This is a genomic window from Sphingomonas sp. IC-11, from assembly GCF_021043365.1.
In the GTDB taxonomy this organism is placed as follows: Bacteria; Pseudomonadota; Alphaproteobacteria; order Sphingomonadales; family Sphingomonadaceae; genus Sphingomonas.
In genome coordinates this window covers 1,642,994-1,669,910 of the sequence record NZ_JAJNDU010000001.1, presented here as the reverse complement: position 1 = coordinate 1,669,910, position 26,917 = coordinate 1,642,994, and the positions used below count along the sequence as shown (strand labels likewise).

The following is a 26,917-nucleotide window of genomic DNA, read 5'->3' as shown; positions in this document are numbered from 1 at the left end:
AGCTATGTCGAGCCGGCCGTCAGCCGGCCGCTTGCTTCATCACCCACTGGCCTTCTGCTTCGACGATGGCGTCCTTCACAGCAGCGAGATATCCCGCCACGTCACCTGCGCTCGACGGCACCGCCTGTCGTAGGGTGATAAAGCCGTGAATGTTGCCGATCGCTTCGCGGAACGTGACCGGCACCCCTGCGAGAATAAGGGCGGCGGCATAGGCCCGACCCTGATCGCGGATCGGATCCAGGCTGGCGGTGATTACCACCGCCGGTGGCAGGCCGACGAGGTTGCCGATCATCGGCGAGCCCCGGAAGTCAGTGAAGTCTGCCTGGTAGTGCTCCGCGAACCAGATCATCGTTTCGCGGGTCAGCAGGTAGCCGTCTGCGAAATCATTAAACGAAGGATATTCCTTGTTCATGTCGGCGGCCGGATACATCGGTGCCTGTACGATGACGGGGACCTCGGCCGCATTGTCGCGCAGGCTCATTGCGGTCGTGATCGTCAGGGTTCCGCCGGCACTGTCGCCTGACAGGACGAGGCTGGTCGCAGTACGGCCGAGCTCAGCCGGATTGGAGGCCACCCAGCGTGCAGCCGCTTCACAATCAATCGGGGCGGCCGGCCAGCGATGCTCCGGGGCGAGGCGGTAGTCCACGGACACGACCGGCAGGTCGAGCTGGCGCGACATTTCCGCCGTAAAACTGGCATGCGTGTCAATGTTCCCGATGACGAAGCCGCCGCCATGAAAGAAGACAACCACCGGTCCCGGCTCTCGGGACGCGCGCACGTCGAAGAGGCGAGCAGGAATGTCCCCGGCAGGACCAGGGATCGTCAGGTCCTTGATCGTGGCGAGCTCACCGAGTGGAGGATCGGCGACGTCTTTCATCGCCAAGTACATCTGGCGCGCCGCCTCCGCGGTGCCTTCATGCGTTTTCGGCCCCGGCGTGCTATTCAGGAAGTCGAGAAACCCGCGCACGTCTGGCCGGACGTACGGGCCATCATTTGACGGCGCCGCATCTCCTTGCTCCTCGCGGATCAGCGTATCAGTCATTTCTCTCTCCTCAGGTTCGCTTTTGCTACCTATCTTGGCGCAGATGATCGCTGTCGTCCATCACCCCGATTACGTCCCGGAAGCGCCGCGGAAGAGCAATTATCGCTGGGGCAAGAACGGGGCGATCCGCGACCTTCTTCTGGCCGAAGGCGAGGCGATCGACTGGCATGAGCCCGACGCGGCGCCGCGTGACTGGATCGAGGCAGCCCATGATCCTGTCTATGTCGCGGAGGTACTTGAAGCGCGCGTGCCGCGAGAAAAGGAACGACGCATTGGCTTTCCGGTGACCTCCACCGTGGCGCGGCGCGCGAAGGTTGTGCCGGGCGGAACATATCGCGCGGCGCATCTCGCGCTTTCCCGTGGCTTTGCCGCCAACACTGCGGGGGGGAGCCACCACGCACTGTCGGAAACAGGCGCTGGCTATTGCGTCTTCAACGACCTCGCCGTTGCGGCCCTTCAACTCGCCAGAGAGGGGCGGCGTGTGCTGATCGTGGACGTTGATGTTCACCAGGGCGATGGCACGGCGGCGCTCACCGCAGGTCATCCGGACATCGCAACCTATTCCATTCACGCGGAAAAGAACTTTCCGGCGCGCAAGGCGCGTTCGACAGTGGACGTGCCGTTGCCCGATGGCGCAGATGACCTCGCTTACCTCGCCGCATTGAAATCGAGTTTGCCGCCGTTGGTCGACCAGTTCGCGCCCAACCTGATCCTGTACCAGGGCGGCGTCGATCCATTCGGTGGTGATCGTCTCGGCCGGCTGTCGCTGACGGAGGAGGGGCTGGCGCGACGAGATCTGTTCGTGGCTGATCTTGCGCTTCGCCATGGCTTGCCGCTCGCCTGTACGGTGGGGGGAGGATATGGCGATGACGTTCTGGCAATCGCCAGGCGTCACGTGGACGTCATTCTGCGGTTGGGTCGCGCCTATCAGGACGGCTGGCGCGCGGGAGCCGCGCTGACATCAGCTGTATAGGAGTGCGATGACCACTATCGTCTGGTTCCGCCAGGATCTTCGCCTTGAGGATCAGCCCGCGCTGCTCGCCGCCTCGGCCGCGGGTGCCGTCATCCCGGTCTATGTGCTTGATAACGAAGGACCCGGTGAGTGGCGGATCGGTGGAGCGCAGCGCTGGTGGCTGCACCACAGCCTTGCGGCGCTGGACGCATCATTGCAGGCGAAAGGCAGCCGGCTGGTCCTGAGAAGAGGGCCTGCCGCGGAAACACTTACGGCGTTGGCCGAGGAAGTCGGTGCGGAGGCGATCCACGCCGTTCGCCATTATGAGCCATGGTGGCGCGCGGCGGAGACGAAGCTTGGCGAGCGGTTGTGCTTGCACGAGGGGGGGCACCTCCGGCCTCCGGAGAGTATCACCACAGCAAGCGGTGGCCAGTTCCGGATGTTTTCGGCCTTCTTCCGGACTCTGTCGGCCAGCTTGCCGCCAGACCCGCCCTTGCCCGCGCCGGAGCAGCTGGCGGCGCCCGATCAGTGGCCGCAAAGCGAACGGCTCGAGGATTGGAAGCTGCTGCCCACGCGGCCGAACTGGGCCACCGGCTTTGACGTATGGACGCCGGGCGAAGAGGGCGCGAACGATGCGCTGGATACGTTCGCGGATGCGTTGCGCAATTACGCGGAAGGCCGGAACTTGCCGTCCGTGGAGGGCACGTCCCGCTTGTCGCCCCATCTCCATCATGGCGAAGTGTCGCCGCGACAGGTGTGGCATGCGCTCCCGGGAGAAGGAGAGGGGGCGGCATCGTTCCGCCGCGAACTGGCGTGGCGGGACTTCACGGCCGGGTTGATCCTGGGGTTGCCGAACTATGCGCGCGAGAATGGGCGACCGCATTTCGATCGGCTGCCCTGGCGCCATGCCCCTGCGGATCTGAAAGCGTGGCAACAGGGACGAACCGGCTATCCTATTGTCGATGCAGGAATGCGGCAGCTGTGGGCGACAGGCTGGATGCACAACCGGGTTCGCATGATCACGGCCAGTTTTCTGGTGAAGCACCTGCTGATCGACTGGCGCGAGGGCGAACGCTGGTTCTGGGATGCGCTGGTCGACGCGGACTACGGCAACAATGCCGTGAACTGGCAGTGGATCGCGGGCACCGGGATCGACGCGAACATGTTCGGGCGGATCATGGCCCCGCTGAGCCAGTCGGAGAAGTTCGACGCGGGCGCCTACATCCGTCGCTGGGTTCCGGCATTGCGCGGGCTGCCTGACGCGGTCATCCATGATCCGGAAGAAGCCGGTCGGCGACCCGCCGATTATCCGCCCAAGATCATCGGTCATCGCGAAGCGCGCGAACGGGCGCTGGCCGCCGGCCGGAAGGTGCGCTGACCTCTTCCGCGCTGGCCCGCGCCGGTGCATGAGCGCGCGATGCACGGGAAGGTCCAACTGGCGCAGTCACGAAGCCGCTGGGCGCGCAGCATTGCGCCCATCTTTCATCGCATCCTCGACCGAATCGATGACGGCCTGGAGCTGGGTGCGATCGAAGCGGCGCTGCCCGATGGCACGCGACGGTTGCTGGGCGGAAAGGGCGCTGGGCCGATCGCGCATGTGACGGTGGCGAACTGGCGGGCGTTGCGCCGGCTGGTGACAGGCGGCTCGATCGGCTGGTACGAAGCCTGGGCCGACGGCGATTGGACGAGCCCCGATCCAGTCCCGATCTTTGACCTGTTCATGCGCAACCGCACCACCCTGGGCAACGTGGCGCGGGCAAAGCGCGGGGCGCGAGTTGCCGCCCGGCTGATCCATGCTCTGCGCCACAATGATCGGCGCAATGCACGGCGGAACATCGCGGCGCATTACGATCTGGGCAACGATTTCTACGAAGCCTGGCTTGACCCAACGCTGACCTATTCCAGCGCGCTGTTCGCGCCGGGAGATACGCTGGAGGCAGGGCAGCACCGCAAGCTGGCCGCAATCCTGGATCGGCTGGACGTGCCGGCTGGTGGCACCGTGCTGGAGATCGGTTGCGGCTGGGGTTCGCTGGCGGAAGCGGCGGGGAAGCGTGGCATCAAGGTGCGCGCCATCACCCTGGCGCAGGAGCAGCAACGCCACGTCGCCGCCCGTACCCGCGGCCTGCCGGTGGCGGCGTCGCTGACCGATTACCGGGACGTCGAAGGAACATACGATGGCATCGCCTCCATCGAGATGGTCGAGGCGGTCGGCGAGCGTTACTGGGATGATTATCTCGCCGCGGTGTCACGCGCGCTGAAGCCCGGCGGGCGGGCGGCGATCCAGTTCATCAAGATCGCCGAAGATGTGTGGCCGGCCTATTCCAGCAACGTCGACTTCATCCAGGCCTGCGTCTTCCCTGGCGGCATGCTGATCCACGAACCGCGGTTCCGTGCGCTGGCGGAGGCCCACGGGCTGGCTTGGCGAGATCGCCACGCCTTTGGCGAAGATTACGCGGAGACGTTGCGGCAGTGGCGGATCCGGTTCGATGCCGCCGTGGCGGAAGGGCGCCTGCCGGCGCGCTTCGATCCCGGCTTCATTGACTTGTGGCGGTTCTACCTGATGTATTGCGAAGGCGGGTTTCGTGGCGGCGGCATCGACGTCGTGCAGATCACGCTGGCAAAGGAGGGGGCATGAAACGGATCGCCGTGGGAGCGGCGCTGGGCGCGATTCTGCTCAGCGGATGTGCGGTTCAGCAGGAGGCGAGCCCTGCCTCGACCGTAGCGACCGGGGCGTCAGCAATCGGGCAAACCGAAGCAGTCAGCACGGCCAAACGCGACACAGGTGCCGCGGCGATCACCGCCGGTGTGCCGATTACCGATGCCAACCGTGACAAGCTGCAACAGGTCGGTGCTGCGGTTCTGTTCTGGTCCCAGCAGCAGCGAGACCAGAACTTCCCGCATATGGAGGATCAGTTTCCGGTCCACGTCGTGAAGGCTGGCGACCGGGTCCGCCCGCTTCCGAACGGCAAGGCACTGCCGGTGCCAGCGGCGGAGATCGACGCCTATATCCAGAGCCAGAATGTTGCCGGCCTGATCGTGGTTCATGACGGGAAGGTGCGGCTGGAACGCTATGCCCGCGGGCTGACTCGCGAGGGCCGTTGGACCAGCTTCTCGGTGGCGAAATCCTTCACCTCAACGCTGGTGGGTGCGGCAATCCGGGACGGCTTCATCCGATCCGTGGAGGAGCCGGTCACGAAGTACATCCCCGACCTTTCCGGAAGCGCCTATGATGGCGTGACGATCGCGCAACTGCTGACGATGACCTCGGGTGTGAAGTGGAACGAGGATTATGCCGATCCGAAATCCGACGTGGCGCGGATGTTCTCCATTGCCGTGCCCCCCGGCATGGACCCCAGCGTCGCCTATATGCGCACCCTGCCGCGCGAGGCGGAGCCGGGCACGAAGTGGGTGTACAAGACCGGCGAGACGAACCTGATCGGTGTGCTGGTTGGCAATGCCGTTAAGAAGCCGCTGGCGACCTACCTTAGCGAAACCGTTTGGCGCCGATATGGCATGGAGCGTGACGCTTACTGGATGATCGATCCTGCCGGGCGTGAAGTGGCGGGTTGCTGCCTGTCCGTCTCGTTGCGGGACTACGCTCGCATGGGGCAGCTGGCGCTGGAAGGCGGCGCGGGCGTGGTTCCCACCGGCTGGTTTGCCGAGGCGACGCGCGCCCATGCCTCCACCGGGCGGCCCGGCTTCGGCTATGGCTATCAATGGTGGACCTATCCGGAGGATCGGTTCGGGGGGCAGGGGATCTTCGGCCAGAGCATCACCGTCGATCCGAAAAGCCGGACGGTGATCGCGATGGTATCCGCTTGGCCCAAGGCGACCGGGACCGACCTGTCGCAGGCGCGAATGGCTTTTCTGGAGAAGCTGTTTGCGGCCGCTCGGCAGTAGCGGCTCAGTAGCGTAGCAAGCCGCGGGAGCGGCGCTGATGCGCGCGCTGCCCTGGCGGTAGTCCGCCCGACGCGACTGATCGCGTCGGGCAGGAGGTCGATCAGCCGGGAACCCGTTCCCAGAGGCCGGTTTCGAAGCCGTTGATTACGAGCGCCGTAATGTGATCCGCCACCGCTTCCGGCGGCTTCACCGATGCCGGATCTTCGCCGGGATAGGCGCGGGCGCGCATCTTCGTGCGGGTGGCACCCGGATCGATAATCGCGGTCCGCACGCGGCTGATTTCGGAGACCTCGTCCCCATAGGCGCCGAGCAGCGTTTCGAACGCCGCCTTCGACGCGCCATAAGCGCCCCAGTACGCGCGCGGCTTGCGCCCGACGGACGAGGTGACGCCGATCACCTTGCCAGCGTCGGATTGACGAAGGAGCGGGTCGAAGGCCTGGATGAGCGCGGCCTGGGCCGAGACGTTCAGCGTCAGGACGGCGGCGAGCTCCTTCGCGTCGATCGCAGGCACCGCGGCGAGCGTGCCGAGCGTGGCAGCGTTGAGCACCATCACGTCCAGCGCCTTCCACCGTTCGGAAATCGCGGCGGCGAGCCGGGCGATCGAGTCCTTTTCCGTCAGATCAAGCGGAGCAATCGTGGCCGAGCCACCAGCGTCGAAGATCGTCTGCTCGACTTCCTCCAGCGCCTTCGCCGTACGGGCAGTGACGACAACATGGGCTCCCTGTGCGGCAAGGGCGATTGCCGTGGCGGCGCCGATCCCGCGGCTCGCGCCAGTGACGAGGGCGAGTTTGTTCTCAAGCGGCTTGTTCATCCAGAATCCCAGGCAGGCGGGTCCGCGCGCCGGCGGGAACCCGATGCGTGCCCTCGAGGCGAGGGCACGCCAAGGTGGTTAGGCGACGCGTTCCTCGAGCATCGCGAACTGATCCACGGCGGCAGTATCGTCATGGTCGGTCAACGTGGTCGGGTAATCGCCGGTGAAGCAGGCGTCGCAATAACCGGGGCGAAATTGCGACCGGCCCTTTTGCCCCAGCGCCTTGTACAGGCCGTCGATCGACACGAAGGCGAGGCTATCGGCATGGATGAAGTCGGTCATCGCGCCGAGATCATGGGTTGCCGCCAGCAGCTTGGCGCGTTCCGGCGTGTCGACGCCGTAGAAGCAGCTGTGCTTCGTCGGCGGGCTGGCGATGCGCATGTGCACTTCCGCCGCACCGGCCTCGCGCATCATCTGAACGATCTTGAGGCTGGTGGTGCCGCGGACGATGGAATCGTCGATCAGCACGACCCGCTTGCCCTGGATGAGCGCGCGATTGGCATTGTGCTTCAGCTTGACGCCGAGATGGCGGACCTTGTCACCCGGCTGGATGAAGGTGCGGCCGACATAATGCGAACGGATGATGCCGAGCTCAAACGGGATCCCACTTTCCTGCGCATAGCCGATCGCGGCGGGGACGCCCGAATCAGGGACCGGGATGACGAGATCAGCCTCGACCGGCGCTTCGATGGCGAGCTGCTGCCCGATCGATTTGCGGACGGAATAGACGGAGTGATCGTCCACGATCGAGTCGGGGCGGGAGAAATAGACCCATTCGAAGATGCACGGGCGCGGGGCGACGGGTCCGAAGGGGCGGATCGAACGCATTTCCGTGCCCTGCACGATCACCAGCTCGCCCGGCTCCACCGTGCGGACGAACTCCGCGCCGACCACGTCAAGCGCCACGGTCTCGCTGGCGAAGATGATCGAATCGTTGAGCTTGCCCATGACAAGCGGGCGGATGCCGAGCGGATCGCGGCAGGCAATCATGCCCTCCGGCGTCATCACGATCAGCGCATAGGCGCCTTCCACCTGCTTCAGCGCATCGATGAAGCGATCGAGCAGGGTGCGGTAGTTGGATGTCGCGACCAGGTGGATGATCGTTTCGGTATCGCTGGTCGACTGAAAGATCGAACCGCGCCGGATCAGCTCGCGCCGCACCTTCATGGCATTGGAAATGTTGCCATTGTGCGCCACCGCGAAGCCGCCACTGGCCAACTCGGCATACAGCGGCTGGACGTTGCGCAGCGCTGTTTCGCCGGTGGTGGAATAGCGGACGTGGCCACAGGCAACCTTGCCCGGCAGCGCACCGATCACGGCCTCGCTGTCGAAATTGCCGGCGACGTGGCCCATCGCCTTCTTGGTATGGAAGTTGGTGCCATCAAAGGAGGTGATGCCGGCGGCCTCCTGGCCGCGGTGCTGCAGGGCATGAAGCCCAAGCGCAACCAGGGCAGCTGCACCATCGGAGCCGGAGGCTCCAAAGATGCCGCACTCCTCGTGCAGATGGTCGTCGTCGAAAGGATTGGTGGTCAGCATGGCGTGGGGGCTCGCGTCGTGCGCGGTCCATATAGCGCTTGTCGCCGATTTGTCATGGGGGCGGAGCGAATGGATCGTCGATCGGTTGTTTGCGCGCGAGAGGAGACAGCCAATGGCCAAAGATCACGGCGCGCAAATCAAGGACGACCGGCTGTACGAGGAGCTGCGCAAAAAGGGCGAATCAAAGGAAAAGGCAGCGCGAATCGCGAATGCGAAGGCGAACGGGTCCCTCGATCACCGCAGCACTCGCCTGGAGGAGCGAACCAAGGACGACCTGTACGAAGAAGCGCAGGAAATCGGCATCCAGGGTCGATCAAAGATGAACAAGGCGGAATTGGTAGACGCGATCCGCAACCACAAGTGATCCCGCCCGACAGCGGACAACCAGGCTGGCGATTCGCCCCGCCGCCCGGATAAGAGCGCGCCATGACTGATGCGCGCGAACAGGGCCTGGCCCTTGATCCCAAATATGATGCGGCGGGCCTGGTGACCGCCGTTGTGACCGATTCAGCCACGGGCGAGTTGCTGATGGTCGCGCATATGAATGCCGAGGCGCTCGCGGCGACTCGCGAGACCGGGAAGGCGACGTTCTGGTCGCGTAGCCGCCAGTCGCTTTGGGTGAAGGGCGAGACCTCGGGCCATGTGCTGAGCGTGCGTGAGATGCGGATCGATTGCGACCAGGATGCCATCTGGATCATTGCAGAGCCGGCGGGCCCTGCCTGCCACACAGGTGCGCGATCCTGCTTCTATCGCCGCATCGTGCCCGACGGGCTGGAGCGCGTCGGTTGAGAGCAGTGCCGGCCGCGCTGGCGATTGGCCTTTTGCTTGCCGGTTGTGAACGGGGCAAACCGGATGCGGCAGATGGCGTTGGCGGCGCCGGGGCAGGAGCGGCGCTGGAGCAAGCGGCCATAGATGCAGGCATCGTCACTGATCCGGCAAAGCTGAATCCGGTAGGCGCGTATGCCTCCGAAACCGACCGTGTCTGCATCGTGCCCCAGGAGGGTGGCTACCGCGTGGGCGCCAGCGTCGACTATGGCGATCGCCAAAGCTGCGTTGCGCGGGGCACAGCCAGCGGGCGCACCAAGCTGCGGTTCGAGTTCGGCGACGAATGCACGTTCGAGGCAGATTTCGACGGCGGGCGAGTGTCCTTCCCCGCGACCCTTCCCAGCGCCTGCGACACCCGCTGCACTGGCCGCGCAACGCTGACAGCGCTGAGCGCCAGCCGGTTGAGCGACGCGGAGGCCGAGGCACGCGCCATGCGAGGACCTGACAAGCAGCCGCTCTGCGGTTGACGTTCACGTAAGCGGAAGTTAGATGATCCGGCATGTCGGTTGCTGGCGTTTTTGACTCGCTTCCGCCCCGCGCGGATCGAACCCACTTCACCATCAGCGATCTCGCCGCCGAGTTCAGCGTGACGCCTCGTGCATTGCGCTTCTACGAGGACGAGGGGCTGATTGCGCCGGAGCGGCGCGGCACGGCGCGGATTTATTCGCATCGTGATCGCGCCCGGCTCGCCTGGATCCTGCGCGGCAAGCGCGTGGGTTTCAGCCTCGCCGAGATCCGCGAGATGATCGACCTTTATGACATCGGCGACGGGCGGCACACGCAGCGCGCCGTCACCATCGCGCGTTGTCGCGCTCGCATTGACGCGCTGAACGCCCAAAAGCGCGACCTCGACGCCGCCATCGCCGAGCTAGAAGACTTCGTTTCCCTGATCGACTATCCCGAAAACAAGGACTGACCCCTCATGCCGCAATATACACCGCCGGTGCGCGACACCCGCTTCGTCCTGGAGCATGTCGTCGGCCTGTCCCGCTACGCCAACGTGCCCGGCTTTGCCGCAGCGACGCCGGACACGGTGGACGCCGTGCTGGAAGAAGGCGGGCGCTTCGTTGCCGAGGTGCTGTTCCCGCTGAACCAGTCGGGCGACCAGGAAGGCTGCACCCGGCATGAGGACGGATCGGTCACGACGCCGGCCGGTTTCAAGGAAGCGTACAAGCAGTTCGTCGAGTCCGGCTGGGGCACGCTGTCCGCGCCGGAAGCGTTCGGCGGGCAGGGGATGCCGCATGTCATCTCGACCGCGTTCCAGGAATATATGATCTCCTCCAACATGGCGTTCGCCATGTACCCGGGCCTGGCGCATGGCGCCATCGCGGCGCTGGTGGCGAAGGGCTCGCCGGAGCAGCAGGAGAAGTATCTGCCCAAGATGGTGTCCGGCGAATGGGGCGGCACCATGAACCTGACCGAGCCGCAGTGCGGCACGGACCTGGGCCTCATCCGCACCCGCGCCGAGCCGCAGGCTGACGGTTCGTACAAGATCACCGGCACCAAGATCTTCATCTCGGCCGGCGAGCATGACCTGACCGAGAACATCATCCACCTCGTCCTCGCCAAGACGCCGGGCGCGCCGGACAGTTCGAAGGGCATCAGCCTGTTCGTGGTGCCTAAGGTGATGGTGAACGACGACGGTTCGCTGGGCGAGCGCAACGCCGTCTCCTGCGGCTCGATCGAGCACAAGATGGGCATTCACGGCAACGCCACCTGCGTCCTCAACTATGACGGCGCGACCGGCTGGCTCGTCGGTGAGGAGATGAAGGGTCTGGCCGCCATGTTCATCATGATGAACGCGGCGCGTCTCGGTGTCGGCCTGCAAGGCCTCGCGGTCGGCGAGACGGCCTATCAGAATGCGGTGCAGTACGCCGAGGATCGCCGCCAGGGCCGGGCGCTGACCGGTGCTGCCGAGCCTGACGAGAAGGCAGACACGCTGTTCGTCCATCCGGACGTCCGCCGCATGTTGATGAACGGGAAGGCGTGGCTGGAGGGTCTGCGTGCGCTCTGCCTGTGGGGCGCGCTTCAGGTGGATCTCGAGCATAATGCCGAGGACGAGGCCGCACGCCAGGAAGCGGCTGATCTGATTGGGCTGCTGACCCCAGTCATCAAGGGTGTCGGCACCGACAAGGGCTACCAGATCGCGACCGATGCGCAGCAGGTCTATGGCGGCCACGGCTACATCCAGGAGTGGGGGATGGAGCAGTACGTCCGCGATGCGCGCATCGCGATGATCTACGAAGGCACCAATGGCGTGCAGGCGATGGACCTCGTGGGCCGCAAGCTGGCGATGAATGGTGGCCGCGCAATCCAGCTATTCTTCAAGATCGTGGCGCAGGAATGCGCGGCGGCGAAGAGCGGCCCGGCGGCCGATCTGGCCACCCGCCTCGAGAAGGCGCTGGGTGAGCTACAGGCCGCGACCATGTGGTTCATGGGTAACATCTCCAACCCGAACAACATCGGTGCTGGTGCCGTGCCCTACATGCATCTGCTGGGTGTCGTGTCGGTCGGCCTCATGTGGCTGCGCATGGCGGTGGCTGCGGCGGCGCTGAAGGACGCGGGCGAGGGTGATGCTGCGTTCCTCGAAGCGAAGCTGGTGACCGCACGCTTCTTTGCCGAGCGTGTGCTGCCGGAGGCGGGCTCCTTCCGGCGCCAGATCGAGGGTGGTGCCGAGGCGCTGATGGCCCTGCCGCCGGAGATGTTCCGCGCCGCGTGATCAGCGTTGGTACGATGTGACGTTCAATTCATGCCGGGGGCGTTCGCGCTTCCCGGCATGATTTTTCTCAGGTGAGGGTTGCCGACCTTCCTGTGTTCGTGAGGCACTCTTGCTGGCGGCCGGCGCGCGGGATGGAGATTTATCGGCCGGACCGCCTGTTTATTCGACCCCGGCGGCGTTCCCCGGCGGCGGCTCTATGGCATCAGCCTTGCGACGTACGCCTTCCAGCTCGGCGGGCCCGCGCACATTCTCTTGTGGAGCGGGAGCGGCACGAAGGGTCATTCGCTTCATGCAGGGGGCCCGTTTCTTGAACTCCTCGCAGTTCCACAGCGCCCGCTCGAAGTTGCTGCCGCGATCGCGGATGTAGCTGAACGACATGGCGTTCATCTGTTCGGGGGTGAGCGGGAGTGTGAACGCCATGGCGTCCGGCTCCGTCCAGCCCATGAACTTGCAGCGCGGCCGCTCACCGCAGGAGGCGAGCGCCATCCCCTGGAAAGTGTCGGCCTGCGAGGGATTGAGCATGGTCAGAAACGTGTCGCGATCGCCGGCGAGCGGCGCCGGGGTGCGGCCGAAGAACGGAACGGCCTCGGCCAACTGAACGTCATCAGCCAAGGGGGCGCCGCCGCGGTGATATTCCGAAATCGCCGCGAGCTGCGGGATGGTCGCTTCGCCCGGCTGCTGCCCGCGATTGAACGCGGGGCCAGTGCCCCACCAGCCAGTCCACCGGAAGAAGAGGTGCGTGTTGACCTCAGCGATTTTGTCCAGGCTTGAGCTCCAGTAAGGCACCACCCAGTCGGTGTGATAGTGCGTTGCCCAGCCAACCGGCTTGTACACGGATCCGCGAAGCGCCTTGGCGGCGATGTCCCGCGCGCGCGTCCATGCGGCAGGCGACGGGGTGCGGCGGAGCGCCCCATCGCAGGTGAAGGTGAACTGGCAGCCGGTGATCCGCTCCGCGCCCTGGAAAACCACGCCGCAGACCGTCTTCGGAAAGGCGGGGTGGCGCAGACGGTTCAGGACGACCTGAACGACGGCGCGTTCGCCAACGGCATCGTCGCCAGCCTCGTAATAAGCCGCGGCGGCGAGGCAATCTGTTGCGCGGGCGAATTCCTCCGTGCCGCCGACGAAGCGGAACGGGCGGGCCGGCGGCACGGGGCCCTTCACGAACGGAACGGCGGCGTTGATGGCGCGGGCATCCTCCGGCGCGATCTCGGCATACTCGACCGGCTCGACCGGCGGTGGCGCGGCCTGGGGAACAACAGCGCGTTGTGAAAGGATGATCGGCTCTCCGATCTCAACGGCAACGTGCGGCACCAGATGAGTGACGATCAGCGGCAAGGCGATCGCGGCAAGCGCGATGGCAGCAAGGATGAGGTGAAGCGGTCGAAAGGTCGGCACGGGGCGCGCTTAACCTAATTTCCCCGTGCGGCGAAGCTGACAGCGCTGCTGGCCGCTGCGCAAAGCCGCGACGTCCTCCCGAGACAATCCCGGGAGGACGCGTTCAAGGCGAACCGTGTTCGGATCGACATCGCAGCGGCTGAATGCAGTGCCTTACGCCTCCGGCAGGAACTCCGGCACCGACAGGTAGCGCTCGCCGGTGTCATAGTTGAAACCAAGGACGCGGGCACCGTCAGGCAGGTCAGGCAGCTTCTGGAGGATCGCCGCCAGCGTAGCGCCCGAGGAGATGCCGACGAGCATGCCCTCTTCGCGCGCGGCGCGGCGCGCCATGTCCTTGGCGACATTCGCATCCACCTCAATGACGCCATCCAACGCCTGAGTGTGGAGGTTTGCCGGAATGAAGCCTGCGCCGATCCCCTGGATGGGGTGCGGGCCGGGCTGGCCACCGCTGATGACGGGCGACGCCGCGGGCTCGACCGCGAACACTTTCAGGTTCGGCCATTCCCTCTTCAGGGTTTCAGCAACCCCTGTGATATGGCCGCCGGTGCCGACGCCAGTGATCAGCACGTCGATCGGGGCATCGCGGAAGTCGTTCAGGATTTCCTGTGCCGTCGTGCGGACGTGAACGTCGATATTTGCGGCATTTTCGAACTGCTGCGGCATCCAGGCATTGGGCGTGGTTTCCACCAGTTCCAGCGCGCGTTCGATCGACCCCTTCATGCCCTTTTCACGTGGGGTGAGATCAAAGGTCGCACCATATGCCAGCATCAGGCGTCGGCGTTCCAGCGACATGCTTTCCGGCATGACGAGGACGAGCTTGTAGCCCTTCACCGCGGCCACCATCGCGAGGCCGATGCCGGTGTTGCCGCTGGTCGGCTCGATGATCGTGCCACCGGGCTTCAGGTCGCCGGATGCCTCCGCTGCCTCGATCATGGCGAGTGCGATACGATCCTTGATCGAGCCCCCTGGGTTCGACCGTTCCGACTTGATCCAGACCTCTGATCCCGGGAACAGCCGCTGCACGCGAATGTGCGGCGTGTTGCCGATCGTCTCGAGGATCGTGTTCGCCTTCATGGCTGAGCTACTCCGTGCTGGGTTTCGGGCGGCACCACCGACAAGGGTGCCTCTGGCGGGTCAAAGGTTTTGGCTTGCTTCAGTTCCGGAAACAACCGCGACCACAAAAGGGTAACGGCGATCGCGCCGACGCCGCCAACCACCACGGCGCCGACGGGGCCAAGCAGTGACGCCATGAGGCCGCTTTCCGCCTCGCCCAGTTCGTTGGAGGCGGAAATGGTGAGCTGACTGACGGCACTGACGCGGCCGCGCATTTCATCAGGCGTGTGAAGCTGGATCAGCGAGCCGCGCACGTACATCGACACCATGTCTGCGCTGCCCGCCACAATCAGCGCGGCGAGGCTGAGCACGAAGTTCTTCGAGATCCCGAACGTCAGGATGGCGAGCCCGAAGATGACAACCGCGATCAGCATCTTGCGCCCGACATCGCTGGTCATCGGACGAAAGGACAGGAAGATGCCGGTCAGCGAAGCACCAATCCCCATGCCGGCGGCCAGCAAGCCAAGACCGGTGGGACCGACATGCAGGATGTCGCGTGCATAGATCGGGAGCAGGGCAGTCGCCCCGGCGAGAAGCACGGCGAACAGATCCAGCGTGATTGCCGCCTGTACCAGCCGGTTGCGCTTCACATAGGCAAAGCCGTCGACAATCCGGGCGAGCGGGCGCCGGTCCTTCTGCGCCGGAGGCTGCGGCACGCGGCGGATGGTGAGCAACATGACCAGCGCGAGCAGGAACATCGCAGCCATACCGGCATAAGCGGTGATCGGGCCGATCGCGAACAAGAGGCCGCCCACGCTGGGGCCGGCGATGAACCCGACCTGCATGGCAATGGAACCAAGCGCGATCGCGCTGGGCAGGCTTTCGCGCGGGACAAGGTTAGGCGCCAATGCGCCGTAGGCCGGGCCGGCGAACGCGCGCGCGACGCCAACCAGCACCGCGGCGCCGAACAGAACCGGCAGGCTGATCCATCCCTCCCACGTCGCCAGACCCAGCAACATCACATTGGCGGCAAGCAGGGTGGTGGTGCCCCGCACGATCCAGCGGCGATCGATCGTGTCCGCGATCAATCCCACGACCGGCGTCAGCAGGAACAGGGGAATGAACTGGGCGAGGCCGATCATGCCGAGCAGGAAGGCGGCCTCCCGGATGTCCATGGTTTCGCGCGCGAGGCTGTACACCTGCCAGCCGAGCACGATGGCGAGGGCCGATTGCGCAATGGTGCTGGCGAGGCGGGCCAGCCAATAACTGCGGTAATTGGCGATGCGGAGCGGATGAACAGCGGCTGACATGCACTGGCGGACTTAAGTCGCCCGTCGAACAGGCACAACGGGCAATGCCACGGCGTTGCGCGCGCCGCCCGTTGAGGCTTATAGGCCGGCTTCTCCCTTTTCCCCAGGAACCTGCGAGGTCCAGCCCCGTGGCAAGAACATCCCGCGCGAAGAGCGCCGAACCCCCCGTACCCAATCGTGAGCGCCCGAACGAGCCGCAGCCCTATGAAGCGTCGAAGGACGAGCTGCTGCAGTTCTACAAGGACATGCTGCTCATCCGCCGCTTCGAAGAAAAGGCTGGCCAGCTTTATGGCCTCGGCCTGATCGGCGGCTTTTGCCACCTGTACATCGGCCAGGAGGCCGTTGCGGTCGGCCTGCAGTCCGCGCTGACCGAGAAGGACAGCGTTATCACCGGCTATCGCGACCACGGCCACATGCTGCTCTGCGGCATCCCGCCCAAGGATGTGATGGCGGAGCTGACCGGGCGTCAGGCCGGCATCTCCAAGGGGAAGGGCGGCTCGATGCACATGTTCAGCGTCGAGCATAAGTTCTACGGCGGGCACGGCATCGTGGGCGCGCAGGTGTCGCTGGGCGCCGGACTTGGCTTTGCGCACAAGTACAACAACGATGGCGGCGTGTGCCTGGCCTATTTCGGCGATGGTGCGGCGAACCAGGGGCAGGTGTACGAAAGCTTCAACATGGCGGAGCTGTGGAAGCTGCCCGTCATTTTCGTCATCGAGAACAATCAATACGCCATGGGCACGAGCGTCAACCGTGCGTCGGCCGAGGACCAGCTGTATCGCCGTGGCGAGAGCTTCCGCATTCCGGGCATCCAGGTCGACGGCATGGACGTGCTCGCGGCACGCGGCGCAGCCGAGGCGGCGCTTGAATGGGTGCGATCCGGCAAGGGGCCGATCATCCTCGAGATGAAGACCTATCGCTATCGCGGCCACTCCATGTCCGACCCGGCCAAGTATCGCAGCCGCGAGGAAGTGCAGGCGGTTCGAGAAAAGTCCGATCCGATCGAGCATGTGAAGAAGCTGCTTGATGCGCAGGGCGTCAGGGAAGACGAGCTGAAGGCCATCGAGACCGAGATCCGCAAGGTCGTGAACGAATCTGCCGATTTCGCGGAGAGCACCCCCGAACCCGATCCCAAGGAACTGTATACCGACGTGCTGGTGGAGAAGTATTGAGATGGCGATCGACATCAAGATGCCGGCGCTCTCCCCCACGATGGAAGAGGGCACGCTCGCCAAGTGGCTCGTCAAGGAAGGCGACACGGTGAAGTCCGGCGACATCATGGCCGAGATCGAGACCGACAAGGCCACGATGGAGTTCGAGGCGGTCGACGAAGGCGTGGTCAGCAAGATCCTGATCGCCGAGGGCACCGACAATGTGAAGGTCGGCACGGTGATCATGCAGCTGGAAGGCGAGGGCGCCGACGCGGCGCCCGCGGGCACCAGCGATCCTGCCGCGACAAAGGAAGACACCGCCGCTCCGGAAGCCAAGGCGGACGAGAAGAAGGCCGACAAGGTCGAGGACTCCGCACACCCGGCGCAGGAGAAGGTTGAGACCGGCGCTCGGCAGATGTTCGAGGCGGCGAAGCACGACGCGGAAGTGACCGACCCTGCGGTCCCCGAAGGCACCGAAATGGTGAAGGTCACCGTTCGTGAGGCCCTGCGCGACGCGATGGCCGAGGAAATGCGCGCCGACGAGCGTGTGTTCGTGATGGGTGAGGAAGTCGCGCAGTACCAGGGCGCGTACAAGGTGACCCAGGGGCTGCTGGACGAGTTCGGCGACCGCCGTGTCATCGACACGCCAATTACCGAATACGGCTTCGCCGGCGTCGGCACGGGCGCCGCCATGGGTGGTCTTCGCCCGATCGTCGAGTTCATGACGTTCAACTTCGCGATGCAGGCGATCGACCACATCGTGAATTCGGCTGCAAAGACGAACTATATGTCCGGTGGGCAGATGCGCTGCCCGATCGTCTTCCGCGGGCCCAACGGCGCCGCCAGCCGTGTCGCCGCGCAGCACTCCCAGAACTACGGCCCATGGTACGCCAGCGTGCCGGGCCTCATCGTCATCGCGCCCTACGACGCGGCTGACGCAAAGGGGCTGCTGAAGGCGGCGATCCGCAGCGAGGATCCGGTAGTGTTCCTCGAGAACGAGCTGCTCTACGGCCGGTCGTTCGAAGTGCCCAAGCTCGACGATTGGGTTCTGCCGATCGGCAAGGCCCGCGTCATGCGAGAAGGCAAGGACGTGACGATCGTCAGCTATTCGATCGGCGTTGGCCTAGCGCTCGAAGCCGCCGAGAAGCTGGCCGGTGAGGGGATCGACGCGGAAGTGATCGACCTTCGCACGCTGCGCCCGCTCGACAAGGACACCGTGCTCAAGAGCCTCGCCAAGACCAATCGCATGGTCGTAGCCGAGGAAGGCTGGCCAACCTGCTCGATCGCCAGTGAGATCATCGCGATCTGCATGGAAGAAGGTTTCGACGACTTGGACGCCCCGGTCGTGCGCGTTTGCAACGAGGACGTGCCGCTTCCCTATGCGGCGAACCTCGAGAAGCTGGCGCTGATCTCGTCCGACAAGATCGTCGAAGGCGTGAAGAAGGTGACGTACAGGAAGTGAGTTGAGGGCCAGTGGCTGCCCGCCTCGGCTGTTGCCAGGCGGGTGGCCTCAGCTCGTATAAAGGTTGCAGGTCGCCCGCCGAGCGTAGGACACCGGATTGTAGATCTGCCGGAAATCCCGATTGTTTCGGACGATCATGGATGCGCGATACTGCATCCGGAAAGGCGTCGCCAACCACTCACTGACGAGTGGCTCGTAGAGATAGTTGATCTCGACATACATCACGGCAGAGTTGGGTGGCGCGCTCACCTTTTCCCCGGTCGGTCCCATGCCGCTTGTCATCACGGTGCCCGCATTGGCAAGCGTGGAGGTGGTGCCGGCCGTGATACTCGTCGTCCCGTAACTGGAGTCATATCCTTCACCGCGCATCTTTCCGATGCAGCGCTGCCAGTGAATGCGCTGAACCGGCGCCGTGTCGTAGCTCTGCTGCACATTTTCGAGGCTGGAGACGATTACCCTCCCGTTCTGGGTAAGGTTCATCCCGTCGCCTTGGATCCGAGCAGCCTGAAGGATGTCATTCATGTCTCCTTCCCGCATGGTTTCGACATTGTTCGTGCCAACCAGGCCCATGCGAGAGGCGTTGTCCGCCAGATTGAGAGCGATCTGGCTGAGGCGCATGTGTACGAGTGCCTGGTTGCCGATCTCCACGCCGTATAAGCCAAGAGCCAGGACGAGTGGCGCGCTGAACGCGAATTCCATGAGCGCGGCGCCACGACGATCGCGGCGCAGGCGGTTCGGCAGGGAAGACGGGATCAAGAGCATTTCCAAGTAATTGTGGGATCCGCGCGCGTGGCATATGGCTGGTTCTTCAGCAGTGCCTGTGCCGACACAGAGTTGTTGTCGCTCCATCCGAACAGCCGGGGTACCGGGAAGATGCGAGCATAGGTGATCTTGATCGTATAGAGCGTCACATCATTGGCCCCGCCCTGACCCGGACTGCCGGGGCCGGGGGACACATCCCACGAACCGTTTCTGTTGAGATCCTGATAACATTCAGTCGGGTTTCGCTGACCGTCATTATTATCGTCGTTGAACGGCTCTGGACCGGCGGCCGAGAAGACCTCGTAGCTCTGTCGGGTCGAGCAGAAGGTGCCCGACGGTGGCGTCGGCGCGCAATTCGGCGTGGGGCGCGGCATGATTGCCCCCATCATCTCCATGACGTCGCTATCGATTTCCGCGGTTTGTTGCGCGCCACCCTGTATTGCGGAATCGCGCGCGGCCTTCTGGATCGAGCCTTCCAGAAGTTCCTTGGCGTACATGTTATAGAGGAGGTCGCCGAGGCCCATCATCATCAGGCACATGACAGGGGCGATGAGCGCGAACTCAACCACCGTCACGCCGCGACGGTCATGGCGGAGACGCGATGCAAGCCTCACTTCGAGATCCGCAGCATCGCGACCTGTCGCGCAATCGTCTGAAACGCGCTGGTCAGCGCGGCATTGTCGCGCGCGTAATACGCCTGCCCCGGCGAAGCGCAGGTGGTGAGCTCGTTGTTCAGCGTTTGGCCGAATCCCACCACGAACACCGTGATCCCGCGCTCCTTGGCGGCGGAGCAAACTGCCACGAAGCGCTTGTTGTGGTAGTCGGTGAGATCGCCGTAGCCGCCAGAGATGCGCCGATCGTACTCCTCGATCCCGTACATGCCGTACAGCGAGACATTGGGTGCCATTTCACCGTCGGTCATAAAGACTATATAGCGGTTCGGCGCCTGGCGACCGGGGTGGGCGGCGGTGTAACTGGCAAACAAGCCAGTTGGGGAAATGAGGCGAGTGCCCCAGATCATCCCAACATCATGATAGGTGCCGCCGATAGCCTTGAAGTCCGTGGCGTTCACATAATTGGAAACCTCGGTACGGCTCATCTCGTCAAGCAATTGCACGCGTTTGCCACAAGAATGAAAGCCGCTCCTGATATTTTCAGCCCAGCCGTTCGCCGCATAAGGAGCAACACTAGTATAGTCTGTCGTGGCGACATGATTTGTGGGTACGAAGTCCCCGTAAGGATTGGTGCCGCTGCCCGAGTAGTTCGTCGCGGAAATACCGGGTCTGTAATAGGTCACATCCGGCCACATCGGGCGCCAGCGAGTATCATCTGACGTCGCGCGCAAATCAGGATCGAGATCTGGCGGCAAGTTGCTGGTGCTGAACGAGGTCTGGGCAGCTTGCGTTCTGCGCTCCTCGATGCAGCCCTGCCACCTGGTGGTTGCGCCGGTGACCTTGGTCGGATCTGTAACGACATCGCGCAAGATGAAACGACTAACGTCGTGAGTGACGGGTTCATAGCGCCAGTTAGGGCGAGCATACTGGCCAGTGACGGTACAGTCGCCCCAGGACCAGTTAGCTCGTGTCACATAAGCCAAGCCATTAGCAGTGTAGCCGGAATCGGGTTCCCGATTGGCGCGCGCCATGCAGTTGTTGTATGTTGTGTTGGAATAGGTTTGTGTAGAGGTGGAGCCGAAAAGGGTATCTCCGATGATCCGTCGCGATTGATAAGTCGTTTGCGATACGAGCGAGCCCTGCGGCAGATCAAACCCGACGTTCACAGTCGATGTATAAGGCACGAAACCGTAGCGCACCTTTGTTCGGGAATCGATGTTCGCAGCCATGGTGTCGTAAAAGCTGAGTACTGCGGATCGCAGGCCAGACAGTTTCGAGTTGGTCTTCTCCGTCGTGTAATAGGCGATCCCAGTACCGTCTGGACGCTGGTAGCTGACCGTCGACTGACTGCAACTGGACTCGGTCGCCAGGCACGCCATCGATCCGGTGGTATCCAGCACGAACATGATGTCTGTGTCGGCAATGTCGAATCGTGCCTCGCACGTGACGGTCAATGCCTGGCTGGTCTGTCCGAACATTGCCATGAGGGTCATTGGCACCTGTGTGGAGGCGGTGCCGGCGACCTGGTTGTCGCTCGTCTTGCTCGGGACGAAAGGGTATGGGTTGGACGTACTGGTATAGGCTGGCGTCCCCATCAGGCCGCTGGGAAAATTGCTGGCGAAGAATGCGCGGGCCTGAGTGACAGCATTGCTGTCCAGCGTGCTGCTGTTGCTGTCCAGCATGAACTTGCGGCCCGCCAGAACGCCGGCGTCGCAGGCCTGTTGGAGCCGGATCTTAACCAGGTACATGCGGCCGACATCCACCGCCGACCCGGTGAAGGCCGCAAGCGGGATGAGGAACGCCGCCATCATGGCAAGCGTATTGCCTCTGACATCGCGCCGCAGCCTCCCGAGAAAGTGCGCGGCTCCGTTGTTTTCCACTCGCTTCGAACCCTGCATGACCATAGTCGTCTTCACGATGCGCATTGCCGCAGGAGCCGCTAAGCCCGCCTCAAACGACATGGTTAACGACACGCAAACCTTCGGGATCGACCCTGCTGCCGGCCATCCGGAGCGCGCGCTCGCGCTCGGCTACGCGCCTCTTGCGGCCCACGACGGAATCGTGGCGCTCTTTGCTCTGGATGCGACGCTGGCGAAGCTTGCGATGGGGACGCGCGACCCGATGGTGGCGCAACTGCGACTGACGTGGTGGCACGAGGCGCTGTCGGCGCTTGGCACCGGGCGGTCGCCTGCTCAGCCGATCCTGCGGGCGCTTTCCGAGGCGCAGGCTAATGGCGCTGCGCTTGCGCAAATGGAGGTCGGTTGGGAACGGTTGCTTGCGGCGCCCGATGATGAAGCGCTGTCCGCTTTCAGCGAGGAGCGCGGCATTCTGTTCGCAGAGGCGGCGCGCCTTGCCAGGGCGCAGGACGACGTAGTTGCGGCGGCCAGGGGATGGGCGCTCGCCGATCTGTCGCGCATCACGGTGGATGCCGGTCTTTCCGCGCGCGCGGGTGCGTTGGCGCGGCCCCTTCTGCAACGTGCCGCGGCGCAGCGGTGGAGCCCGGCCGGACGTTTTCTAGGCGCGTTGGTCCATGTGGCCCAGGCCGATCTTCTCGGCGAGAAGGCCGCGGGCGCGCCGCTGAGGGTGCTCCGCCTGGCCTGGCACCGGATGAGCGGCCGCTAGGCTTGCCGGTTCGGCCGGAGCCGCTAGCATGCCGCGTGGGGGAGAGCGGGGCATGTGGCGATATCTGGCGGGGGGACTTGCAGCGCTGTTGATGGTGGCTGCCGGGTGGACGCTGTTTTCTGGCCGGGCGCGCACCGAGCCCGTTTTGCCCCCGATGCCGCCGGCGGTGACGACAAACCAGGCGCAGCAAGGGGCTGCTCCGGAAGCGCCGGTGCCTGAAGCAAGCGAGCGGACGCGGGAAGAGAAGCGGTTCGACCGCTACGACAAGGATCGCGACGAGCGGATCACGCGTGAGGAGTATCTCGCGAGTCGTCGCAAGGCCTTTGCCAAGCTAGACGTGAATGGCGACGGGCGGCTTTCGTTCGAGGAGTGGGCGGCGAAGTCGATCGGCAAGTTCACCGCCGCGGATCGCGACAAATCCGCCGCGATGGACCGCGCTGAGTTCGCCACCACCGCGGTGAAACGCAAGGCAAAGACCAAGCCGAAGTGCCTGTGCCCGACCGCGGGCGCCGGGGAGGATGACTGAGGCCATATGGCCGCCGACGCCGGTGCAACAATTGCCGAACCGGCGCAGGTGAGCGGTGGTCAGCCCTCTAGCCACTTCCCAAGCGCTTCACGGGCGCGGTCGGTGTACATCTTCTTGCGATCCGCCTTCTTCGTGCGGCCCTCGATCGGCGGGAAGAGGCCGAAATTGACGTTCATCGGCTGATACGTTTCCGCTACCGCGGCGCCGGTGATGTGGTTCAACAGCGCACCGAGCGCGGTTTCCACCGGCGGCGGGGCCATGGTGCGCCCGCCGAGCTCGGCCGCCGCAAAGCGCCCGGCCAGGAGACCGATGGCGGCGCTTTCGACATAGCCTTCGCAGCCGGTGATCTGCCCGGCGAAGCGGACATTGGGGCGGGACTTCAGCCGCAACTCCGGATCCAGCAGCTCGGGCGAGCGCAGGAAGGTGTTGCGGTGGAGGCCGCCGAGCCGGGCGAACTCCGCCTTTTCCAGCCCCGGGATGGTGCGGAACAGGCGCACCTGTTCGGCATGTTTAAGCTTCGTCTGGAACCCGACGATGTTCCACAGCGTGCCGGCGGCATTGTCCTGCCGCAGCTGGACGCAGGCATAGGGCCAGCGGCCATTGGGGTGTTCCGGCGTCGCAGTGCGCGGATCATCGAGGCCGACGCCCTTCATCGGGCCGAAGCGCAGCGTCTCGCGCCCGCGCTCCGCCATCACCTCGATCGGCATGCAGCCTTCGAAATAGGGCACGTTCTCCCATTCGCGCGGCACGCTCTTCTCGCCGGCGAGCAGCCCTTCGACGAACGCCTCATACTGCTCCCGATTGAGCGGGCAGTTGATGTAATCGGTGCCGTCGCCCTTGTTCCAGCGGGACTGGAACCACGCTTTCTCCATGTCGATCGACTCGCGGTACACGATCGGCGCGATGGCATCGAAGAAGGCGAGCGCGTCCTTCCCCGTTTCACTGGCGATCGCCTGCGACAGGCCCGGCGCGGTCAGCGGCCCGGTGGCGATGATCGCCGGCCCTTCCGGCAGCGCATCGACCCGCTCGCGCACGATCGTGACGTTGGGATGGGCGGCGAGCGCGGCGGTGACGCCGGCGGAAAAGCCATCGCGATCCACCGCCAGCGCGGAGCCGGCCGGCACCTTGTGCGCGTCCCCCTCACGCAGGATCAGCGAGCCAAGCGCGCGCATTTCCTGATGGATGAGGCCGACGGCGTTGCTTTCGGCATCGTCCGACCGGAAGCTGTTGGAGCAGACGAGCTCCGCCAGATGATCGGTATGATGCGCCGGGGTGTTCTCTCCCGAGCCGCGCATTTCGGACAGGCGGACCTTGAAGCCGGCTTCGGCGAGCTGCCACGTGGCTTCGCTACCGGCGAGGCCGCCGCCAATGACGTGGATGTCGTAAGTCATGGAGGGGCGTTTAGGCGGGCCGAGTGCGAAAAGGAACGTGCCTGCGAAAAACGGCGAAAATCCGCGCTTTCTGAAAATCCGCCGCGCGCGAATGTTGAGGAAGTTGAGGCGATAGCGCGCTTTTTTCCAACAGCCTCAACATTCGCGGGGTAGGGCGGGGCGTGGATCATGGCGCGGATCATACGCCCCGGCGGGCATGTAGGACAGGAAGGCGGATCGGCGCCGGGGGGCTGCCGGGATCGGCCGTGCGTCGGGCTGGCCGGTAGGCGCGCCGCCGGGCGGCGGAAGGGGCGGGTGCATGGGGCGGCGCGGCGATGAACCGGGCGGGCAGGACGGGCGTTCAGCGGCCATGGCAACCCGCATCCACACCCCCGCTCGCGGCACGTTGAACGCTGCTTCCATCGCCGTGCTGCTGGCGGCGGCGTTCCAGATCCTGACGCCGCTGCTGCCGCAACTGGGGGTGGGGAGGCCAATCGGCGACCAGTCCGATGCGGTGCGCACGCTGATCACCCCGGCAGGCTGGGCCTTTTCGATCTGGGGGCCGCTGTACCTCGGCTCGACCCTGTTCGCGATCTACCAGCTGCTGCCGGCGCAGCGGGACAATCCGCTGATCGCGCGCATCCGCTGGCCGGCGGCGGGCGCGTTCCTCGGCAACGGCCTGTGGGCGGCGTACACCCAGGTGTTCGGGCTGAGCGCGATTTCCTCCGCGATCATCATCCTGACGCTGGCGTGCCTTGTCGCCATCTATCGCGTGTTCGCGAGCGGCGGGCGCGGCACCGGGCAGTCCGGCAGCGGGCGGCTCAGCACCGGCGAGCGCTGGCTCGCCTATGTGCCGCTGAGCGCGCTGACCGCGTGGCTGACAGTGGCGACGACGGTGAACATCGCCGCGAGCCTGCGCTTTCACGGCGTGGAGGGCGGCGCGGCGGCACCGATGATCGCAGGCGCAGTGGTGGTCGTGACCGGCGTGATCGCCGCCACCGCACTGATCCGCGGGCGCGGCAACCTGCCTTTCGCGCTTGTGTTCCTGTGGGCGCTGGCGGCGATCTTCGCAGCCGGCGGGCAGGAGGTGGCGCTGGTGGCGGGCGCGACGGCGGTTGCGGCGGTGCTGGTGGTTGCGGGGTTGGTGATGGGGATGCGGCGGGGGTGAGGGAAGAGCCAATCCACTGGCGCTTTCAGCAAGAAGCAGGAAGCGTGCGGTCCGAGGTGAAGATCCGACGTTGTTCTGTCCGTTGTTGTTGCGCGAGAGCCGTGGACGCCGCTAAGAAAAACAATAATCCGACAGTTATCATCGGTCGCAGGGGAGAGGCATGCTGTGGTGATATGTGGGGTGGACATTAAATCGAAGACGGCCAACTTAGTGCTCGTTTCACGCGACGACGATGTGAATGTTCACGTTAAAAGCACTACAAAGAAGCTTGAGCTCAACGACGACCGCGACACCGGAGCGCTGGTTACGCTGAAAGCAGCCATCGAGGCCTTCGCATTGAAGCATAACGTCGAAGAGTTCGTTATTAAATCACGACAATCCTCTGGGCAGATGGCAGCTAGCGGCGTGACGTTCAAGATCGAGACTTTATTTCAGCTTTCAGGAACGTCCGTAGAATTTGTAAGCCCCCAGACCCTTTTAAAATTTTCGAAGACAAATGAAGGTGGCGTTCCGTCCAGTTTGGCGAAATATCAAGAAGAGGCCTTTCGTGCGGCCGCTTGGCGGATTTCAGGTAAATAGATGGGCATGCCTATAGGATTTAAGATCCTGCCAGACAAGATTTCGAGAGTGGTCGAGAGCTTGTCACAAAAAATAGAATTCGAGCGGGTTATTGAAAAAGGAGGTAACGGATACGTCGTAATTGGGACGAACAGACAGCTAAACAGAAGAATAGTTGTGAAATTCTATTATTGGGGGGACGGAGTGCATGCCGAGCCGCGCATTCTTGCTGAATTGGCCTCTCCAAACATTCTTGACATTCACGATGCTGCTCCGATTGATGATGACGATGCCTACTTCATAACTCCCTTTTGTGAGAGCGGGGACTTGGACGATGTGCTCGCAACTGGAAGTGTCGGCGTGCGGCGGGCTGTCGATATGCTCCTGCAGGTAGCCAGCGGGGTAAGTTACATACACGGTAAAGGCTTCGTTCATCGTGATCTGAAGCCTTCCAATGTATTTCAACAAGATCCGGATCGCCTAGTAATAGGAGATTTCGGCTCGGTCGTGAAGAAGGGTGCTGGCGGTTTCGCAGAGACTAGGTCGCGTCATTCGCTTCTTTACCGGACCCCAGAAGAAATCGTTGCTAATCGCGCCTACGAGCAAAGTGATATATACCAACTCGGAATTCTGCTGTACCAAATCCTTGGGGGCGCCCTCCCATACGATCTTATGGATTGGCTGAACGGACAGGAGAGAGCTTGCTACAGCAAGTTGCCGCACCCCGATAATGAGATATATGCATCGAAGTGCTTTGAAGAGAGACTGATACTCAAGGGTAAGCTGCTAGCTTACGACAGTCTGCCGGAGTGGTGTCCGGACGATCTGAAAAAGGTCATTCGGGTCTGCTGCAATATTTCATATGAGAAGAGATATGAAAGCGCATCAGCGCTTATTGGCGTGCTAAATAACATGCGGGCTTCTTTGCCGGACTGGCGTTGCGAGCCAACCGCAGTGCTTCATCGAAGAAATGCAAAATTCAGGATTGTAGGTGGACCTGGAAAGTACACCATAGAAAAGATGGTCAATCACGGCGTGGGGTGGAGGAAGGTTCATGCTGTCAAGCCCACCACGCTGCGTGAGGCTGTCAAGGAAGCAGAGAAACTCTAAGTAAAGACGGCTTGTCGCATCTTACCCTTTG

At 63.9% G+C, this 26,917-nt stretch carries 26 protein-coding genes; 16 read left to right on the top strand and 10 right to left on the bottom strand.

Annotation, left to right across the window (positions count from 1 at the left end; genetic code table 11):
* Positions 1-19: 19 nt before the first annotated feature.
* Positions 20-1,042: an alpha/beta hydrolase gene (locus LQ954_RS08090; RefSeq protein WP_231022599.1), complete on the bottom strand. Its 1,023-nt coding sequence runs from the start codon at positions 1,040-1,042 to the stop codon at positions 20-22.
* Between the two features lie 43 nt (positions 1,043-1,085).
* Between LQ954_RS08090 and LQ954_RS08085 the strand changes: the two genes are divergently transcribed.
* The 4 genes from LQ954_RS08085 to LQ954_RS08070 are packed head-to-tail and all read left to right on the top strand — an operon-like array spanning position 1,086 to position 5,894.
* On the top strand, positions 1,086-2,015 hold the full coding sequence (locus LQ954_RS08085) for a histone deacetylase family protein (RefSeq protein WP_231022598.1): 930 nt from the start codon (positions 1,086-1,088) through the stop codon (positions 2,013-2,015).
* A gap of 7 nt (positions 2,016-2,022) precedes the next feature.
* On the top strand, positions 2,023-3,372 hold the full coding sequence (locus tag LQ954_RS08080) for a cryptochrome/photolyase family protein (RefSeq protein ID WP_231022597.1): 1,350 nt from the start codon (positions 2,023-2,025) through the stop codon (positions 3,370-3,372).
* 39 nt (positions 3,373-3,411) lie between these two features.
* The gene (locus tag LQ954_RS08075) at positions 3,412-4,629 is read left to right on the top strand and encodes an SAM-dependent methyltransferase (RefSeq protein ID WP_231022596.1); all 1,218 of its coding nucleotides are present in this window, start codon (positions 3,412-3,414) and stop codon (positions 4,627-4,629) included.
* Positions 4,626-5,894 (top strand): serine hydrolase domain-containing protein, encoded by a 1,269-nt coding sequence (locus LQ954_RS08070; protein ID WP_231022595.1) that lies wholly within the window; start codon positions 4,626-4,628, stop codon positions 5,892-5,894. Before LQ954_RS08075 ends, LQ954_RS08070 begins: the two co-directional genes overlap by 4 nt.
* Positions 5,895-5,994: 100 nt before the next feature.
* Here LQ954_RS08070 and LQ954_RS08065 read toward each other — a convergent pair whose 3' ends face one another.
* Both LQ954_RS08065 and purF read right to left on the bottom strand, forming a co-directional pair.
* A complete protein-coding gene (locus LQ954_RS08065; RefSeq protein ID WP_231022594.1) occupies positions 5,995-6,705 on the bottom strand; it encodes an SDR family NAD(P)-dependent oxidoreductase in 711 nt (236 codons plus the stop codon).
* A gap of 78 nt (positions 6,706-6,783) precedes the next feature.
* Positions 6,784-8,241, bottom strand: coding sequence for an amidophosphoribosyltransferase (purF, locus tag LQ954_RS08060; protein ID WP_231022593.1), 1,458 nt, complete (start codon positions 8,239-8,241; stop codon positions 6,784-6,786).
* A 112-nt stretch (positions 8,242-8,353) separates the two neighbouring features.
* On the opposite strand from purF, the gene LQ954_RS08055 reads away from it, so the two are divergent.
* The 5 genes from LQ954_RS08055 (at position 8,354) to LQ954_RS08035 (ending at position 11,785) form a co-directional block, all read left to right on the top strand.
* On the top strand, positions 8,354-8,605 hold the full coding sequence (locus tag LQ954_RS08055; RefSeq protein WP_227769967.1) for a Rho termination factor N-terminal domain-containing protein: 252 nt from the start codon (positions 8,354-8,356) through the stop codon (positions 8,603-8,605).
* A 62-nt stretch (positions 8,606-8,667) separates the two neighbouring features.
* Positions 8,668-9,030, top strand: coding sequence for a phosphoribosyl-AMP cyclohydrolase (hisI, locus tag LQ954_RS08050; RefSeq protein ID WP_231022592.1), 363 nt, complete (start codon positions 8,668-8,670; stop codon positions 9,028-9,030).
* Positions 9,027-9,533 carry a hypothetical protein gene (locus tag LQ954_RS08045; protein ID WP_269142140.1) on the top strand — a complete coding sequence of 169 codons (507 nt, stop codon included), beginning with the start codon at positions 9,027-9,029 and terminating at the stop codon, positions 9,531-9,533. The genes hisI and LQ954_RS08045 overlap by 4 nt, the downstream gene beginning before the upstream one ends.
* Before the next feature lie 32 nt (positions 9,534-9,565).
* Positions 9,566-9,982 (top strand): MerR family transcriptional regulator, encoded by a 417-nt coding sequence (locus LQ954_RS08040; RefSeq protein ID WP_227769969.1) that lies wholly within the window; start codon positions 9,566-9,568, stop codon positions 9,980-9,982.
* 6 nt (positions 9,983-9,988) lie between these two features.
* The gene (locus LQ954_RS08035) at positions 9,989-11,785 is read left to right on the top strand and encodes an acyl-CoA dehydrogenase C-terminal domain-containing protein (RefSeq protein WP_227769970.1); all 1,797 of its coding nucleotides are present in this window, start codon (positions 9,989-9,991) and stop codon (positions 11,783-11,785) included.
* Between the two features lie 159 nt (positions 11,786-11,944).
* Here the strand turns inward: LQ954_RS08035 and LQ954_RS08030 are convergent, their stop codons facing one another.
* The 3 genes from LQ954_RS08030 to LQ954_RS08020 all read right to left on the bottom strand — a co-directional run bounded on the left by LQ954_RS08030 (position 11,945) and on the right by LQ954_RS08020 (position 15,543).
* Positions 11,945-13,180 carry a cell wall hydrolase gene (locus tag LQ954_RS08030; RefSeq protein ID WP_231022591.1) on the bottom strand — a complete coding sequence of 412 codons (1,236 nt, stop codon included), beginning with the start codon at positions 13,178-13,180 and terminating at the stop codon, positions 11,945-11,947.
* Between the two features lie 153 nt (positions 13,181-13,333).
* Positions 13,334-14,254 carry a cysteine synthase A gene (gene cysK, locus LQ954_RS08025; protein WP_227769972.1) on the bottom strand — a complete coding sequence of 307 codons (921 nt, stop codon included), beginning with the start codon at positions 14,252-14,254 and terminating at the stop codon, positions 13,334-13,336.
* The gene (locus LQ954_RS08020) at positions 14,251-15,543 is read right to left on the bottom strand and encodes an MFS transporter (protein ID WP_231022590.1); all 1,293 of its coding nucleotides are present in this window, start codon (positions 15,541-15,543) and stop codon (positions 14,251-14,253) included. Before LQ954_RS08020 ends, cysK begins: the two co-directional genes overlap by 4 nt.
* Before the next feature lie 44 nt (positions 15,544-15,587).
* Here LQ954_RS08020 and pdhA point away from each other — a divergent pair, with 44 nt between their 5' ends.
* Both pdhA and LQ954_RS08010 read left to right on the top strand, forming a co-directional pair.
* Complete coding sequence (pdhA, locus tag LQ954_RS08015; protein WP_265333961.1) at positions 15,588-16,715, top strand: pyruvate dehydrogenase (acetyl-transferring) E1 component subunit alpha; 1,128 nt, start codon at positions 15,588-15,590, stop codon at positions 16,713-16,715.
* A 1-nt stretch (position 16,716) separates the two neighbouring features.
* Positions 16,717-18,156, top strand: a complete 1,440-nt coding sequence (locus LQ954_RS08010; RefSeq protein ID WP_231022589.1) for a pyruvate dehydrogenase complex E1 component subunit beta — start codon at positions 16,717-16,719, stop codon at positions 18,154-18,156.
* 48 nt (positions 18,157-18,204) lie between these two features.
* On the opposite strand, the gene LQ954_RS08005 is transcribed toward LQ954_RS08010, so the two are convergent.
* The 3 genes from LQ954_RS08005 to LQ954_RS07995 are packed head-to-tail and all read right to left on the bottom strand — an operon-like array spanning position 18,205 to position 21,457.
* Complete coding sequence (locus tag LQ954_RS08005; protein WP_231022747.1) at positions 18,205-18,918, bottom strand: TadE/TadG family type IV pilus assembly protein; 714 nt, start codon at positions 18,916-18,918, stop codon at positions 18,205-18,207.
* Positions 18,909-19,532 carry a TadE/TadG family type IV pilus assembly protein gene (locus LQ954_RS08000; RefSeq protein ID WP_231022588.1) on the bottom strand — a complete coding sequence of 208 codons (624 nt, stop codon included), beginning with the start codon at positions 19,530-19,532 and terminating at the stop codon, positions 18,909-18,911. The genes LQ954_RS08005 and LQ954_RS08000 overlap by 10 nt, the downstream gene beginning before the upstream one ends.
* Positions 19,529-21,457, bottom strand: a complete 1,929-nt coding sequence (locus LQ954_RS07995; RefSeq protein WP_231022587.1) for a pilus assembly protein — start codon at positions 21,455-21,457, stop codon at positions 19,529-19,531. The genes LQ954_RS08000 and LQ954_RS07995 overlap by 4 nt, the downstream gene beginning before the upstream one ends.
* Here LQ954_RS07995 and LQ954_RS07990 point away from each other — a divergent pair.
* Both LQ954_RS07990 and LQ954_RS07985 read left to right on the top strand, forming a co-directional pair.
* Positions 21,429-22,154 (top strand): squalene/phytoene synthase family protein, encoded by a 726-nt coding sequence (locus LQ954_RS07990; protein ID WP_231022586.1) that lies wholly within the window; start codon positions 21,429-21,431, stop codon positions 22,152-22,154. The two genes, LQ954_RS07995 and LQ954_RS07990, sit on opposite strands and share 29 nt — an antisense overlap.
* 52 nt (positions 22,155-22,206) lie before the next feature.
* The gene (locus LQ954_RS07985) at positions 22,207-22,680 is read left to right on the top strand and encodes an EF-hand domain-containing protein (RefSeq protein WP_227769980.1); all 474 of its coding nucleotides are present in this window, start codon (positions 22,207-22,209) and stop codon (positions 22,678-22,680) included.
* A 59-nt stretch (positions 22,681-22,739) separates the two neighbouring features.
* Here LQ954_RS07985 and trmFO read toward each other — a convergent pair whose 3' ends face one another.
* Positions 22,740-24,071 (bottom strand): methylenetetrahydrofolate--tRNA-(uracil(54)-C(5))-methyltransferase (FADH(2)-oxidizing) TrmFO, encoded by a 1,332-nt coding sequence (gene trmFO / locus LQ954_RS07980; protein WP_231022585.1) that lies wholly within the window; start codon positions 24,069-24,071, stop codon positions 22,740-22,742.
* Between the two features lie 298 nt (positions 24,072-24,369).
* Between trmFO and LQ954_RS07975 the strand changes: the two genes are divergently transcribed.
* The 3 genes from LQ954_RS07975 to LQ954_RS07965 all read left to right on the top strand — a co-directional run bounded on the left by LQ954_RS07975 (position 24,370) and on the right by LQ954_RS07965 (position 26,886).
* Positions 24,370-25,218, top strand: coding sequence for a hypothetical protein (locus LQ954_RS07975; RefSeq protein WP_231022584.1), 849 nt, complete (start codon positions 24,370-24,372; stop codon positions 25,216-25,218).
* Positions 25,219-25,398: 180 nt separating this feature from the next.
* A complete protein-coding gene (locus tag LQ954_RS07970; RefSeq protein WP_231022583.1) occupies positions 25,399-25,797 on the top strand; it encodes a DUF3010 family protein in 399 nt (132 codons plus the stop codon).
* Positions 25,798-25,803: 6 nt separating this feature from the next.
* The gene (locus LQ954_RS07965; RefSeq protein WP_231022582.1) at positions 25,804-26,886 is read left to right on the top strand and encodes a serine/threonine protein kinase; all 1,083 of its coding nucleotides are present in this window, start codon (positions 25,804-25,806) and stop codon (positions 26,884-26,886) included.
* Positions 26,887-26,917: the final 31 nt, after the last annotated feature.